Origin of the sequence: Bradyrhizobium viridifuturi, from assembly GCF_001238275.1 — a bacterium.
Taxonomy (GTDB): domain Bacteria; phylum Pseudomonadota; class Alphaproteobacteria; order Rhizobiales; family Xanthobacteraceae; genus Bradyrhizobium; species Bradyrhizobium viridifuturi.
Genome location: NZ_LGTB01000010.1, coordinates 111812 through 125893 on the forward strand (window position 1 = coordinate 111812; position 14082 = coordinate 125893).

A 14082-nucleotide genomic window follows, 5' to 3' on the forward strand; every position below is an offset into this window, starting at 1 on the left:
TCAACAGAGCAGCACGATGATTTGCCAATCCAGGGCGACCACGTCATACCCGCTTTTGCACGATCGGAACACGCGCGCGCATACCGGTCGTTGAACGAGTTGGTGCAGTTGACGAGCACCGTCCATCTCAATCAGACTTGCTCTCTGCGGGCCAAATGGGGTTCGATCCGCGTCATAGTCCGACTGCGGAAACACGCCAAAGTGGCCGGCCGGCACCGAACAGAACGCAATGCCGAGCCGCGCAGCGCACATGCTTTGATCTGCAAGGCGGATCGGTCCGATCTGTCTGTCATTCAATGTGGCTGCCGCACCGCATTACCAAGGGATCGGACGCCACGGTCTGATGTTCTAAAGCGATCATCTAGGAGAGCATCGCCCGGGCCAATCGACGGCAAGCAGCGGTCCTCTTAGCATATCACGACACCGCACACGCCTGCGAGCGTCTCTTCGCGATGCCGGAAGCGTCACGTTCGCTCCGAGCACCGGCGCAATCCGGCCGACGATAGCAGCTCCGGCGCTGAGTTCAGTCATCGGTGTCCAGCGGCAACGCCGGTTTCCAACCACCCAAAACTATCGTCGGGTTCTTTCAACGCCGGGCGAATTATCGAATTAGTCCAGCATAGACGATGTACTGGACTTGTTCGCGATAGTACTTGCGGATTTCTCCGGGCGCGGCCGTTCCGACCACCACGATCAGACGCTCCTTCGGGTCGCAGAAAAATTGCGTTCCGTAAGCGCCGGTCCAGGTGAACTCACCTGGATTGCCCGGAACCGCCGAGATACCCTCGCTTATGCGCACAGCCACCCCGAGTCCAAAGCCGAAGCCGGCACGATGCGCCTCCACATTGGCGACCTTATTCTTGATCTCCGGCCCGAGGTGGTTGGAGATCATGTGGCGCACCGTCTTCGGGCCAAGAATGCGCTGCCCATCGAGCTCCCCGCCGTTTAGCAGCATTTGCCCAAAGCGCACATAGTCACCGACTGTCGCAAACGCGCAGGCTCCTCCGCAGTCAAACATTGTCCGACTTTCGAGGAGCTCGATCTCTTGAGGCTTTCCAGTCAGCGGGTCGTCTGGAAACGGACGCGCGAGGCGCTCGCGTTGTGATGTGGATAAATGGAAAGTGGCATCCTGCATCCCGATCGGCTTCCACAGGTTGCTGGCAAGATAGTCGCCCAATCGTTGTCCGCTGACCTGTTCCACAATAGCTCCGAGCACGTCGGTCGAGAAGCCGTATTCGAATTCCGTCCCCGGTTGGTGCGCTAGCGGCAACTTGGTAATGGCCTGGATGAAAGCCTGCTTGTCACCCTTTAGCGGCGGGGCTGCAAAATCCGGGTAGAGACGCGCCACTTGGTCTGGACTATCTGGAGGCGCGCCATAGGTGAGGCCTGATGTGTGCCGATAAAGATCGTGGATGTAGATCGGAGAACTCTGCGCTTGATACTTCAACGAACCGTCAGGCCGTGGCACCGCGACCTTCATGTTTGCGAATTCCGGGTAATAATCCGTGAGCCTGCTCCGTAGAGGCAGGCGACCTTGCTCCATGAGGGTGAGCCCGGCAACGGCCACCATCGGCTTGGTCATAGATGCAAGCGCGAACATCGCATCGAGCCGCATCGACGATCCTTTTGCAGGATCAAGTTGGCCATACGCCTTGTAATGGATCAGCTTGCCATCTCGGGCGATTGCAACCACCGCGCCCGGCACGCGCTTGCTTTCGATCTCACGATCGAAGAACTCGTCTAGCTTGGCAAGGCGTTGCTGAGAAACTCCCACGTCATCGGCCATGGCCTCGGGCAGAGGCGCTGAATGCACCGAATTGAAGCTGATTCCAGCAACCGCTGCGGCCATAACAAGCTTGTTCATTCTATCCTCGCCAATAGACGGAGCTGGCTTGCGCTGCTCCAGCTCTGGCATGTCTGGTCTGACAAGCCGAAAGCCACTCGATCCGGTCTGGCGCGCCTGCGCTCATGTGCTTCTCGTGGCACCGCGTCTGTCTAGGAGAGCTAAGGTGAAGATGACCGCAAGAGCGAACATCACCATACCGCCCGCAACCACACTCGCCTCGCGCCAGCGTGATGCTTGGACGTAGTCTATGACGTAAGCTGATAACACCTTGGTGCGCCCAGGAATATTGCCGCCGATCATCATCACGACGCCGAATGTGCCGATCGTATGAGCAAAGCCAATCACAGCGGCTTTGACAAACTCCAATCGCGCCAGCGGCAAACCGATGGTAACGAAGGCATGCAACGGAGAAACCCGCGCCGCGGCTTCCAGCGGAGGGTCGCCCATCGCAACAAAGGCGTTGCGGATCGGCTGCACCACCAAAGGCAGCGCCGAGAGCACCGATCCGACTACGATCCTGCGAAGGTAAAGGCGAGCGAGCGCTCGCCCCAGAAAGAAGCGAGAAGCCCCCCAGGTCCGCCGGGCCCGAGCAGCACGAGAACACAGAAACCGAGTGCCGTCGGCGGGAGCACCAGCAGAAGGGTGATGATCGCTGCCACCGCCTCGCGCAGAACAGTATGTGAACGCGCTAGCCACCACGCGAGCGGCGCACCAATCGCCAAGAGGATGATGGTCGTCACGCTGGCGAGCTCGATTGTAAGCGCAACGGATTGCCAAATCTCTGCCGAAAACGCATCCATAGGCGTCAGCCCCCCGGTGAGAGACGGTCGCCGTCTCGGGACAGTGATCGCCAACACATCCGGCGCGCCGAGGCATGGGGCGCGCAACGCCTCTTCGTGGTGCGGACCTTCGCAGCGGCCACTACTTTGACGCGCGTCGTTTTCGCGAGCAAGAGCAGCGTCGCAAACTTCATAGGAAACTCCTGTCACGGGGCCGACTTCGACCGGTCTTGAAGGCGGCAGCTCCTCGCTCGTCACCCAGCAATCCCCGTGCCGCTCAGCAATCCCTGTGCCGCTTGCGCAATGTGGTGCGTTCTTGTCTCAACGTGAGAAAATACGCACAGACGACGAGTTCGCTGTGGAGTGGATCTTGCGCTCTGTCAGGTTTCCGGCATCTTCGTTCCCGAGCAGACAGCGACGGCACAATGATGCGGCAGAGTTTGACGCCCGCAGGTTTATTATTGGATCTTACGGCACTCGACGCGATCCTTAAGTGGATTCTGTTTCGAAAATTGCCCCGGGCGTTAGAGTTCGCTCGAACGCGGGCGCGGCTGAGCGCAAGCACGACCCGCCACAGTCCCATTTACGACAATGGACGCGGCTGGTAGCAAGGGTATCGGAATTCATACCTTGCTGGACGTTGCCGCAAAGGACCTCCAAGCAGCGACGCCTTCATCCGGTAATCATGTGCGCACCGTGATAAACGAGCGCAAAACCTTGCGACATGCAGCTTGTTGTGCCGGAGGCAGGACTTGCCGCCGAAAACGGTTTGCAGCGACCTACAGAGCGTCCGGGCGGTGCCGCATATCGACCGTGATAGTGCCCCGGGCGCGAGACACACATGCACAGATCTTTTCGTTCGCGCGTTTCTGCGGCTCGCTGAAGAAGACGTCACGGTGATTAAGCTCACCGTCGATCTTGATGATGTCGATGGCGCAAACACCACACTCGCCGCGCCGGCAACGCAATCACCTCGCAACCGGATTCATTGAGTACGTCCAGGAGCGAGCGAGCGCGCGGCAAAACGGCAGTACCCGCTGAGTTCGACCTCGCCGGCGCGCATGCCCGACCGCATCTCGCCCCAGAATCTGCGTTGACCTCATATGGCGATCTGCTGGGTCCCTAACCTGATCGGGCTCTCAGCACGGCGCACTGACTGGCCGGCAGCATAGCCCTCCCCCTTTGCAGGGATCGGACGTGGAGGTCATACTCCCGAGACCGGCCCGCACTCACGATTCATCTAGTGCGTCGCGCCCGCGATCTTTGGCAGCCCTGCGCTATATGCACGTCGCTTCTCAAGCGTGCGGCTCCAGATAAGCGCAACCTCCAGCGTGCGCAGCGGCCGCGCGATAGCCCGAGATCGGATCAAGCTTGGTACCTCCAGGAGAAATGGGCAGCGCGAATGGCAGCACTTTATTGATGCCGATATCATGCAGAAGCGCGCCCCGAAGCGATAGCAAAATCCGATGGGCGACATTCGACACCCAAGCTGAAGGCGCCATTAGTCCGTGCGATCCGGCCGCGACAGTCGGTGATGGCCTCCGCCAATTTGCCGAAGTGCGCCTCTGCGCTATTTATGATAGTGGCAGCCCCTCCCCCAATGCGCACGGATGGCGTGAAGGCGCGTTGCTCAGGCATCGCGCATGCTTGGACAATCCGATCAAAACCATGGAATCAGTGCGCCCATTCATGTTGCGCCGCGGCAGCCGCGCTGCATGCGCCCGTGCTCGGAGATTCTCATCGAACGACGATTCGGTTTTGTAGCGCGCGCCTACATGCGGGAGCTTTCGCAGCATGTGCGGTGTTCTCATTCGATTTGAAGCCCTATTCAACGCTGGCGGCGCCATATCCCTGGTCAACCGCGAGGCCGAGCAGCGGCGACGGTAGCCCGTCTTGAGGTGCCACGTTGCCCACTGAATCGGCAACAGACGGAAGACTTCAAGGGTCATAAGATTGCTTCTTCTTGGAAGACCTCTGCGCGCTCTTGTACGCACAAGCAGATGTCCGCCGTCTGCTGAACTGTGCGGTCACTTCACCTGGAGACAAACGCCCAGCGATCGGACATGCTTTGCCGGTAGCGAAAATGCAGCGCTCCCATCTCAGAATTTGTAGGCAATCGGGTTCTAGATCTTCGATGTGCCGGACATCCATTGCGTGAATGCCTACGATCGAAACTATCGATTTTACCAATCTCACGCAGTGTTGCATCAATCTTATCAGTCAGCGCATACCGATCACGCTAGGCTTCTAGGTCGAGAAGTGCCCACCCTACGCCCAGCCGACCAAAGATCCGTATTATGCCGCCACGTCATGTTCGGGCTTGCGACCGCGGTGCGAGCATTTGGATCGAGCCAATGGCGAGTTTATCCCCGAACACTTGATTGGCCGCAGATCGGGCATCTGGTGCATATCTTGCTTAGCGAAAAAAGATAACCTAACTGGACGCCTGCCTTTGGGATGACGCGCCGCCTCGCGGATCGTCTTCAATCGGACACGGCTAAAACAACGAGCCTCGCATGATGCTGTCGCCTCTCAACGACGCGGCGGCTTGCATTCGAGTATATTCGGGAAGGAAGCGTCATGACCACCATGGCAACCGCGGCACCCGCGCGCGCGTCGCAGACTTGGTATAAGATCCTCTACATCCAGGTGTTGATCGCCATTGTGGTTGGTGCCTTGGTCGGTTGGCTGTGGCCATCTGTCGCGACCAACGATTGGGTCAAGGCGCTCGGTGACGGATTCATCAAACTCATCAAGATGGTGATCGCACCGATCATCTTCTGCACCGTCGCATCCGGCATCGCGCACATTCAGGATGCAAAGAAAGTCGGTCGCGTCGGCGTCAAGGCATTGGTCTATTTCGAGATCGTCTCCAGCTTTGCGCTGCTGTTGGGCCTTATTATGGGTAATCTGGTCCAAGTCGGTCATGGCCTTGCAGTCAAGCCGGACGCTGCAGCGGTCGCCAATTACGTCAAGCAAGCGGAAGCCTCCAAGAGCGTCGATTTCTTTCTCAATATCATTCCCGATACCGTGGTCAGCGCGTTCGCTCGCGGCGATGTTTTGCAGGTGCTCCTGTTCGCGATCTTGTTCGGTTTTTCTATGATGGCGCTGGGAGAACGCGGGGAGCGGCTGCGCGGCATGATTGACGACGTCGCGCACGCGGTGTTCGGTGTAATCGCCATCATCATGAAAGCGGCCCCGATCGGAGCCTTCGGCGCCATGGCCTTCACGATTGGCAAGTTCGGGCCGGCGGCGCTCGGCAATCTGATCGGTCTGATCGCGCTATTTTACGTTACGGCTGCGCTTTTTGTCGTGGTGGTGCTCGGTGTCATCGCGCGCATCGTCGGCTTTTCGATTTTCAAGTTTATTGTCTATATCAAGGACGAGCTTTTGATCGTGCTCGGCACTTCCTCCTCGGAAAGCGCGCTGCCGCAATTGATGGAGAAACTTGAGCGGCTGGGCTGCTCCAAGCCCGTGGTCGGCCTAGTGGTTCCAACTGGGTACTCCTTCAACCTCGATGGCACCAACATTTATATGACGCTTGCTACATTGTTCATTGCCCAAGCGCTCGGAGTCGATCTCACCTTTGGCCAACAGCTCACGATCTTGCTCGTGGCAATGCTGACCTCCAAGGGGGCAAGCGGCGTCACCGGCGCGGGCTTCATCACGCTCGCCGCAACGTTGTCGGTCGTCAACCCAGCGCTGGTACCGGGTATGGCAATCGTGTTCTCGATCGACAAGTTCATGAGCGAGGTACGCGCCCTTACCAACATCACGGGCAATGGCATTGCAGCCGTGTTCGTATCCTGGTGGGAAGGCGAGCTTGAGCACGCGACGTTGCACGCTCGGCTCGACCGGCTCACCACTGTCGACACAGGGAGGTAGGCCGCGGATCTTGGTCGCCGTCATTGCAAGACGCGTCGAATCCAAGCGCAACCGCATTCACGATTCTTCGTAGTTTAAGTCGGCATGCACCGTGCCTGATCTGCGAATCCGAGCTTTCTCCCACGGCATCCCCAGAACGCAGCTCTTGCTCCGCGTCACGCCCTCGGCAGTCGCCTGTGAGGGGTTACCGCACGCGATAAGGAGCTGCAGTTTTAGAAAGTCATTTTCAAGCGTGGTCTTTCGAGGTCAGGCTTCTGGCCAGCCGGGCGCCTGTGCAATATTGCCGAGCCAGACAGTAAGGCTGCGAAAGAACGTATCCAGCTTGACGGACCAAGGTGTTGGCCCGCCCACAAATGCCCAGGTGCGTGGTCAACACACTTGCCTCGCCCGGCCGACGAGGCGGTAGCGTCTTCCGTGCAACTCAGTACTACGGTGCGTATCAGATCGCGATGGATGTGATCAGCGCGGACTAGATTGGCACCTTGACAGAGACGAGGCAGCTCGCGGAAGCAAGTATCGGCTCGGCCCTCATATACCCCCCTGGATTCCGGCTGACGCTTCGTCGGCACCGAGCCTGGGCGGACATGGCCGCGAGGCATAGATAGCAGTTGCATAACTTCGCCCTGCTATCTCGCACATTACATTGCCCTCCCGTCCGCATGATCAATTGCGAGATGCGTGGTCCCGCAGCTTGCACCTGGCCTTTCCGGGTTCGACGAGGGGCCTGCTTTTTCGGCCGCGACGTCCTGGCTGAACTGAAGTCCTTGTCCTCGTCGTGGGTGCCACGGGGTCGCGGTCCTCGGCCGCAGCCTCGAATGCCTGCCCCAAAGGTCACCGGCGGCGGAGGAAAGCAGACAACCCAGCCTCGATGTACAGAGGTCAGATGCAATATTGAAAGGTTTAGGACAACTATACGTACGTTTGTAATGCGTCTTCCTTCGGCGCGTGCTGAGTTCAAAAGAAGGCAATCAATCTCGCAACCGCGTACGAGCGTCTGTCGACACGGAAAGGATTGCCTCATTTTTGCCTAAAATGTTATAGCTCTCCCGCCGGAGAAAAGCCCGGACGATATAAAAATGCGTAGTCAGATCAGCAATTTGAAAGTTTCAGCCCCTCAGTTTACCTTCGGCAGCATAACGTTGGCCGTGGTAACGCTGGCTTGCTTGTACCTTCACGCGCAGTTCGCTGCGACCGCGTTCGCCTATTTGTTGGTCGTATTGCTGTTTTCGTTGATGGGCAGCCTCATCGCGTCATCCGCGCTTTGTGTCGTGGCCATCGTAGCTTTGGCTTACTATTTTGCGCCGCCAGCGTTCAGTCTGCGGATCGATGACCCACAAGATCTTCCGGTGGTCGTTGCGTTCTTCATTGTCTCGATCATTGGAACGCACCTGATGGGAAAAGTCCGCCAAGAGAGCCAAGCCGCGCGTGAGGCCGCAGCCAAACTCCGGATCAGCGCGGCCGATTTGGAAGACCGCGAGAAACGCTGGCAAGCAATCTTTGAACACAATCCGGCCATGTACGTCATGGTCGACGAAGCCGGTACCGTTCTCAATACCAATACGTTCGGCGCGGCACAGCTCGGCTATGCGCGTTCCGAACTGATCGGCCATTCCATCCTGGGAGTCTTTCTGGAGGAGGATCGCGAGTTAGCTCGCGAATGCATTCGCGCCTGCCTTGAAGATATCGGTCAATCGCGGACCTGGGAGGCCCGGAAAGTCAGGAATGATGGCTCGGTACTGTGGGTACGTGAAAATGCCAAAGCCATGCTTTGGGCTGATGACCGGCCCATTGTTCTGATATCCTGCGAAGATATCACGGAACGGAAGCGGACCGAGTTTGCCCTGCAGCGGAGCGAAGCACATTTGGCCCAGGCGCAGGAGCTGAGCAATACGGGCAGCTTCGGCTGGAACGTCGTCACCGGCGAGGTCTTCTGGTCAAAGGAGACGTTTCGAATATTTGAGTTGGACCCGCAGACCGTTCCGTCGCCGGACTTCGTCGTCGAGCGCACCCATCCAGATGATCGGGCCTCGGTTCAAGAGGTCATTGATCGGGCGATGCGAGATCCGAAGGATTTCGAACATGAATATCGGCTGCTGCTGCCGGACGGCTCGGTGAAGCACATCCATGCGCGGGCACGAGCCACGAGAACCGCCAGCGGTGATATTGAGTTTGTCGGAGCAGCGACGAATGTTACCGCGGAGCGGCAAGCAGAACAGAAGCTGCGCCGCAGTGAGGCCTATCTCGCCGAAGCCCAGCATCTCAGCCACACGGGCAGTTGGTCATGGGACGTTCATGGGCTCGATTTTGTGTATCGCTCCGCCGAGGTCGATCGTCTGTTTGAGTTCGATCCGCAAGAGACTGTATCGATAGAGACCATTCGCTCGCGCATCCATCCAGACGATCTCCCCGGGCTCCAGGAGGTTCAGCGCCAGGCTATCGAGCTCAAGGAAGATCGCTTCGAGTATGATTTTCGAATCCTTCTGAAAGACGGCGGGATAAGGCGCATACACTCCGTTGCGCATATCGTGGTCGGCAACGATGGTTGCGTGAGCGAACTGATCGGAACGCATATGGATGTGACCGAGCAATACGCCGCCAGAGAGCGTCTGGAAAACACACTGGCTGCGCTGCGCGAAAGCGAGCAGCGCTTTCGCGATTACGCCGAGACGGCGTCCGATTGGCTCTGGGAGACCGGGCCAGATCACCAGGTTACGCGCTTGTCCGAGCACACCAGCACTGCGGGAATCTTAGCGACAGGATTGATGGGCCTGCTCCGCTGGGACATTGCGTGCGATGTGGAAGAGGAACCTGAGAAGTGGCGGCAGCATCGGGCCACACTGGAGGCGCATCTACCGTTCCGGGATCTGGTCTACCGTACTGTCAACCGGGTCGGATCTCCGATCTACGTTCGGACGAGCGGCAAGCCCTTTTTTGATCCGAACGGCAAGTTCCTTGGTTACCGCGGCGTCAGCACCGACATCACCGCTATTATTCGCGCAGATCAAGCCGAACAACAGTTGCGGAAGGCACAGGCGGAACTTGCGCATGTGACACGTGTGACGACGTTAGGAGAGCTGACAACCTCCATTGCCCATGAAATCAACCAGCCACTCGCCGCAATTATCAGCAACGCCGACGCGTGCCTTGGTTGGATGGGCCGCGAAACTCCTGATCTATCGGCGGCGCGCTCTTCGGTTGAGTGGATCATCGAAGACGCAATACGGGCAAGCGAAGTGATCCGTCGCGTGCGCGCTCTGGCGAAGAAGGGCGAGATCGAGATGGTCCCGCTCGATATCAACGAGGTCGTTAGGGACGTCATTGTGCTGGTGACACGAGAGCTGGTGAGCCACCAGGTGGCGTTAAGAACCGAGCTGACGGCAGCTCTGCCTATGATTCTGGGTGACCGGATTCAGTTGCAGCAAGTGATCATCAATCTGGTGATGAACGGGATCGAAGCCATGGACGCAGTCAGGGACCGAAAGCGTGAGTTGCTGATTCAGTCGTCCATGGACGATATGGGGCATGTGCAGGTGGCCGTGACAGATTGGGGCGTCGGGATCGCGGAGAATGATGCGGACCGCGTGCTAGAGCCTTTCTTCACCACGAAATCCAGCGGCCTTGGAATGGGTCTTTCGATCTGCCGGTCGATCGTTGAGGCTCACGGAGGCCGACTGTCCGTGGTGCGCAAGCAGGAGCCGGGCGTGACATTCCAGTTTGCCCTGCCGTTGCATGAGGAGATCGTCTCATGACGCAACGCTTTGACTCGCCAAGCAGCAAACCCGAGGCTTCGACAAAGGCGATCGTCTTTGTTGTCGAGGACGATATCTCCATGCGTCGGTCGCTCACCAACCTTTTTCAATCGGTAGGTTTGGACGTCGTTGCATTTGGATCGGCCCGCGAAATGCTGCAGAGCGCACTTCCGGATGTTGTTAGCTGCCTGGTTCTTGATGTCCGGCTCCCCGGCTTGAGCGGCCTGGAGTTCCAAACTGAGCTGGCGAAGTTGAACATACATATTCCGATCATTTTCATTACCGGCCATGGCGACATTCCCATGAGCGTCAGGGCGATGAAAGGAGGCGCGGTCGATTTTCTTACCAAACCGTTTCGCGATCAGGAATTGCTTGACGCGGTGATTGCCGCGACCGAGCGCGACCGCAAAAGACGGGAGGCCCAGCAAGCCGTCGCAACCCTGCAGTCCCTATTTGAGACCCTAAGCCCGCGCGAACAGGCGGTGATGAAGCTGGTCGCTTCCGGTCTGATGAATAAGCAGGTAGCCGCTGAGCTTGGGCTCGCTGAGATTACGGTCAAGATCTACCGGGGACACGTAATGAGAAAGATGCGTGCCCGCTCACTGGCCGATCTGATCAGAATGGCTGAGACTCTGGGGATCGGAGCCAATCGTTCTGAACAAACCTAAGTATGATTTTACAATTTCGTCACTCGAGCCCACTTTTCGCCCAGGGTGGCTAATGCCTCGGCAGCCGTTAGTCCCGCGCCAGGAGAGATCGTCTTGTCCACGCCTTTGATTTCTGTCGTTGACGACGACGCATCTGTCCGTGCGGCGACGGAGAACCTATTGAAATCGCGCGGCTACATCGTTCAAACATTTACATCGGCGGAGGATTTTTTGAGATCGCCGCGGTTGAACGAGACCTCTTGCGTAATTACGGACGTGCAGATGCCGGTTATGAGCGGCTTGGACCTGCTGGCGGAAATGCGGACCCGTGGTTACGGGGTACCTTTCATTTTCATTACTGCGTTCCCGAACGACCGCGTGCGCGCTTCAGCCTTGAGCGCAGGAGCGATTGGCTTCTTGGCCAAGCCCTTCGCCGGACATGCACTGATCGAGCACCTCAATGCCGCACTGAAGGAAAACCGCAATGGAGGACGCACTTGAAACGATCAGCCGGCGGCGAGTCATTTCAGCCCTGAATGTTGAGATCCGGTCGCGAGCTCGGCGCGATCTTATTGAAGCGGGCTCTCCGAAATCAGCCGGCACCAACGGTAGTCGATGTCGTACTGCCTCTTGGCCCGTGAGTTGTCCACCAGGCATCAGGCCGCTCAGAACGACGTTGCCACCAAGGGTCGGCATACTTGGCACCTCTAGGCCCCGCTCGTCTCTGCTTTTTGGCACTTCAGGTGACCTTGCGCAGAAGTTGTTCGACAAGCTCAAGCGCTTCTTCGCTCAGATTCGTAGCAGCTAAATGCGATTGCGACATACCGCCTGGCGCAACAAAAGAGCTTCGTTCAACTCAGAAGCTCCCTGTGGGGCCATCGTGTGAAATCATGGGTGTTTTGGGTGATATTGATTGGCGCGCGAAAGCTCTGCGCGAGCTCCTTCGGCTACGGCGCCAGTCGGCACAGTTTTGCCCTGCTTGTCTATGGTGCCTGGCATCGCTCCGCGCTATTCTTCAGACCACCCCCTTATAGTGGCCTCTTCGACCCTCCCCACTCTTGTTCCCAGCTGGTAGCTGAAGTATCGCGCGTCGTCGGAATCTCGGGTTGTTCCATAGTCTTCGGCAACTTCTGCAGTCCGCCTTGCTCTAGCGGACACGAAGTCGGAGCACTCTTGCGGGTTTATCGGCGATGTACTTGATCTCGTCGCCATGATAGGCCTTCGCGGCTTCCCGGAATGATCTGCGATCCTTGAATTCTATCACAGGAGGAGTTGAAACCAGCAAATACGGTCTCGTTGCTGATGATGAGCTGCCGCTTGACCCAGATTCGGCTGACCGCATGTTGGCGAACGCATCCGCAAAGCTGTTTGCACCCGCTTGCTCGTCAGCTTCGGCAAAGGGCGGCGATTGGTAGTAGTACGAGCCGTTGATGCGATTATACATGGCGATTAGTGCTTCCGTCGGGCATAGATTTCTGCACTTGGTCAACGGCCTGTTCTCATGTTTGCTGTCAAGGGGCTCGATCAAGCGGAACCGCTTCCGGCTGAGCGCCCGGACGCTGGACTTCGAAGGTGCCCACGGTAGGAGGCAGGGCCAAAGACGACGGTTGATCAAGCTCTCATGCGCGGGTTGGCTACCGCATGACCGTGGTTTCGTCTTGGGGCTGCCTCGGTCTAGGAGCGAGCGTCGGCGATGCCGGCTCATAACAGGCCACGAGGATTCCCCACGGCGCCCTGCCTCCTGCCCTGGGCACCAGATATGGTCGAGCAGCGTTCTTTCAGGCGACCGGCCCGAGCTGTACTTGCCGAGTGATCGCCCACAGGAAGCCGACCATCTCGCGTGCAATGGCAGTGGTGACGATCACCTTGGGTTTGCCGGCCGCCGACGAGCGGCGATAGCGGGCGCACAGCCTGACCTAGGCTTTCCAGGCGATATCGCGGATAGCTTGAGGCAGGCGCTCGTTACGGTCATGGAGCTTGCTGACGTGGGCTTGCATGCGATAGGTCCACGCCCCCTCGATCAGAGCCCGCCTGTCCAGAGCGTTGCCAGCCTTGGTGATGCCGCCGCGTCGGATGGTGACGCCGCTCGAATGCTCTGACGGCACGAGGCCGAGAAAGGCCATCAACTGTCGGGGATTGTCGAAGCGGGAGAAGTCGCCGACCTCGGCAACCACCGTCACGGCAACGATGAAGGCGACGCCGCGCATGGCCTGCACGGCCTCTACGAACGGCGTCATCGACCATTGTGGCGCCAGCTCCTCGATCCGCTTGGTCAAGCAGTCCACACGGGCCTCAGCGTCGGTCACGGCATGAATGTAGTCCTGCAGAACGATTTGGCCCGCCGGGTGATCGAAGCGCACCGTGGTGAGCCATCGACGATAAGCCAGAGTCCACCCCCTTTTCCCGGCATAGATGCGCCCATGTCGCAGCAGGAAGCCTTGGAGATGTTGCCGCGCCTTTCCGAGCACACGCATCGCCGTGGCGCGGGCTCTCACCAAGTCGCGCATGGCCTCATGCGCCGCATCCGGAACCCACACGGCTGTCAGCTCGCCGCTCCGGTGCAGCTTGGCCAGCATCGCCGCATCGCGCCGGTCAGTTTTTACCCGATCCCCGGCCTTCATCGGGATCAGCGAGGGGGCCACCACGATGCAGTTGTGCCCCAGTCCCGTCAGTTGTCGATGCAGGCTATAACCGCAGGGTCCGGCTTCGTAACAAAAACTTACCTGCCGGTCACCCTTGCCAAGCTTCTTCGCCGCTTGTCGATTTGATCGGCGCGATTAGGGATGATCCCCAAGTTACGAACTTCACCGCCGCGCATCCCTTCCGCCACTGCGACCGAAATCGTCGTCTTGCGCACATCCAGCCCCACGAAAATGCTATCGTTCATCAGGCCCGCTCCCCATGCTTGAGGTTCGGCGCCGGACCATCCGGCGCAACCCTCGATGGAGCTTGCCGCGGGGCGGGCCGCCCGTCACCTCAAAGGGCAAACATAGGGTCTAGGCCGTGTGGAGTTGATAGGCAGCCTGGCTTACGAAAACCTGGCGTGGATCCCGCTAATCGTACTTCACTCTGGCTTGATTGCTTCCAAACGAGCACGGCGCACCCTCAAGCTATTGGCACTCAGTAGGTTTGATGAGGCCGCGAGCAAGTCCCAGAATGCATCTTCACAACCAATT

The 14082-nt window shown here is 58.5% G+C and carries 9 protein-coding genes and 2 pseudogenes; 4 read left to right on the forward strand and 7 right to left on the reverse strand.

Annotation, left to right across the window (positions count from 1 at the left end; all coding sequences use genetic code 11):
- The 4 genes and pseudogenes from ALC15_RS43280 to ALC15_RS47875 form a co-directional block, all read right to left on the reverse strand.
- Complete coding sequence (locus ALC15_RS43280; RefSeq protein ID WP_128089493.1) at positions 1 to 297, reverse strand: hypothetical protein; 297 nt, start codon at positions 295 to 297, stop codon at positions 1 to 3.
- 304 nt (positions 298 to 601) lie between these two features.
- The gene (locus ALC15_RS11305; RefSeq protein WP_050627327.1) at positions 602 to 1864 is read right to left on the reverse strand and encodes a serine hydrolase domain-containing protein; all 1263 of its coding nucleotides are present in this window, start codon (positions 1862 to 1864) and stop codon (positions 602 to 604) included.
- 102 nt (positions 1865 to 1966) lie between these two features.
- Positions 1967 to 2646 (reverse strand): annotated as a pseudogene (locus ALC15_RS11310) (molybdate ABC transporter permease subunit).
- Positions 2647 to 3404: 758 nt separating this feature from the next.
- Positions 3405 to 3557, reverse strand: a complete 153-nt coding sequence (locus tag ALC15_RS47875) for a hypothetical protein (protein ID WP_430649157.1) — start codon at positions 3555 to 3557, stop codon at positions 3405 to 3407.
- Between the two features lie 1648 nt (positions 3558 to 5205).
- Here ALC15_RS47875 and dctA point away from each other — a divergent pair.
- From dctA to ALC15_RS11330, 4 genes are all read left to right on the forward strand, one after another.
- Positions 5206 to 6510 (forward strand): C4-dicarboxylate transporter DctA, encoded by a 1305-nt coding sequence (gene dctA, locus ALC15_RS11315; protein WP_050402929.1) that lies wholly within the window; start codon positions 5206 to 5208, stop codon positions 6508 to 6510.
- Between the two features lie 1076 nt (positions 6511 to 7586).
- Positions 7587 to 10259 carry a PAS domain S-box protein gene (locus tag ALC15_RS11320; protein ID WP_050627287.1) on the forward strand — a complete coding sequence of 891 codons (2673 nt, stop codon included), beginning with the start codon at positions 7587 to 7589 and terminating at the stop codon, positions 10257 to 10259.
- The gene (locus ALC15_RS11325; RefSeq protein ID WP_050627288.1) at positions 10256 to 10927 is read left to right on the forward strand and encodes a response regulator transcription factor; all 672 of its coding nucleotides are present in this window, start codon (positions 10256 to 10258) and stop codon (positions 10925 to 10927) included. Before ALC15_RS11320 ends, ALC15_RS11325 begins: the two co-directional genes overlap by 4 nt.
- Positions 10928 to 11020: 93 nt before the next feature.
- A complete protein-coding gene (locus ALC15_RS11330; protein ID WP_050627289.1) occupies positions 11021 to 11407 on the forward strand; it encodes a response regulator transcription factor in 387 nt (128 codons plus the stop codon).
- A 507-nt stretch (positions 11408 to 11914) separates the two neighbouring features.
- On the opposite strand, the gene ALC15_RS48170 is transcribed toward ALC15_RS11330, so the two are convergent.
- The 3 genes and pseudogenes from ALC15_RS48170 to ALC15_RS11335 form a co-directional block, all read right to left on the reverse strand.
- Entirely contained in the window at positions 11915 to 12118 is a 204-nt protein-coding gene (locus tag ALC15_RS48170; RefSeq protein ID WP_488240843.1) for a hypothetical protein, read from the reverse strand.
- Positions 12054 to 12350, reverse strand: coding sequence for a hypothetical protein (locus ALC15_RS41845; RefSeq protein WP_200914662.1), 297 nt, complete (start codon positions 12348 to 12350; stop codon positions 12054 to 12056). Before ALC15_RS41845 ends, ALC15_RS48170 begins: the two co-directional genes overlap by 65 nt.
- A gap of 334 nt (positions 12351 to 12684) precedes the next feature.
- Positions 12685 to 13793: pseudogene (locus ALC15_RS11335) on the reverse strand (IS110 family RNA-guided transposase).
- Between the last annotated feature and the right edge of the window lie 289 nt (positions 13794 to 14082).

Bases quoted from the DNA above. Each gene is read 5' to 3' on its own strand.
- ALC15_RS41845 (WP_200914662.1), bottom strand. From the start codon at position 12,350: ATGTATAATCGCATCAACGGCTCGTACTACTACCAATCGCCGCCCTTT.
- dctA (WP_050402929.1), top strand. From the start codon at position 5,206: ATGACCACCATGGCAACCGCGGCACCCGCGCGCGCGTCGCAGACTTGG.
- ALC15_RS48170 (WP_488240843.1), bottom strand. From the start codon at position 12,118: ATGGCGACGAGATCAAGTACATCGCCGATAAACCCGCAAGAGTGCTCC.
- ALC15_RS11305 (WP_050627327.1), bottom strand. From the start codon at position 1,864: ATGAACAAGCTTGTTATGGCCGCAGCGGTTGCTGGAATCAGCTTCAAT.
- ALC15_RS11320 (WP_050627287.1), top strand. From the start codon at position 7,587: ATGCGTAGTCAGATCAGCAATTTGAAAGTTTCAGCCCCTCAGTTTACC.
- ALC15_RS11325 (WP_050627288.1), top strand. From the start codon at position 10,256: ATGACGCAACGCTTTGACTCGCCAAGCAGCAAACCCGAGGCTTCGACA.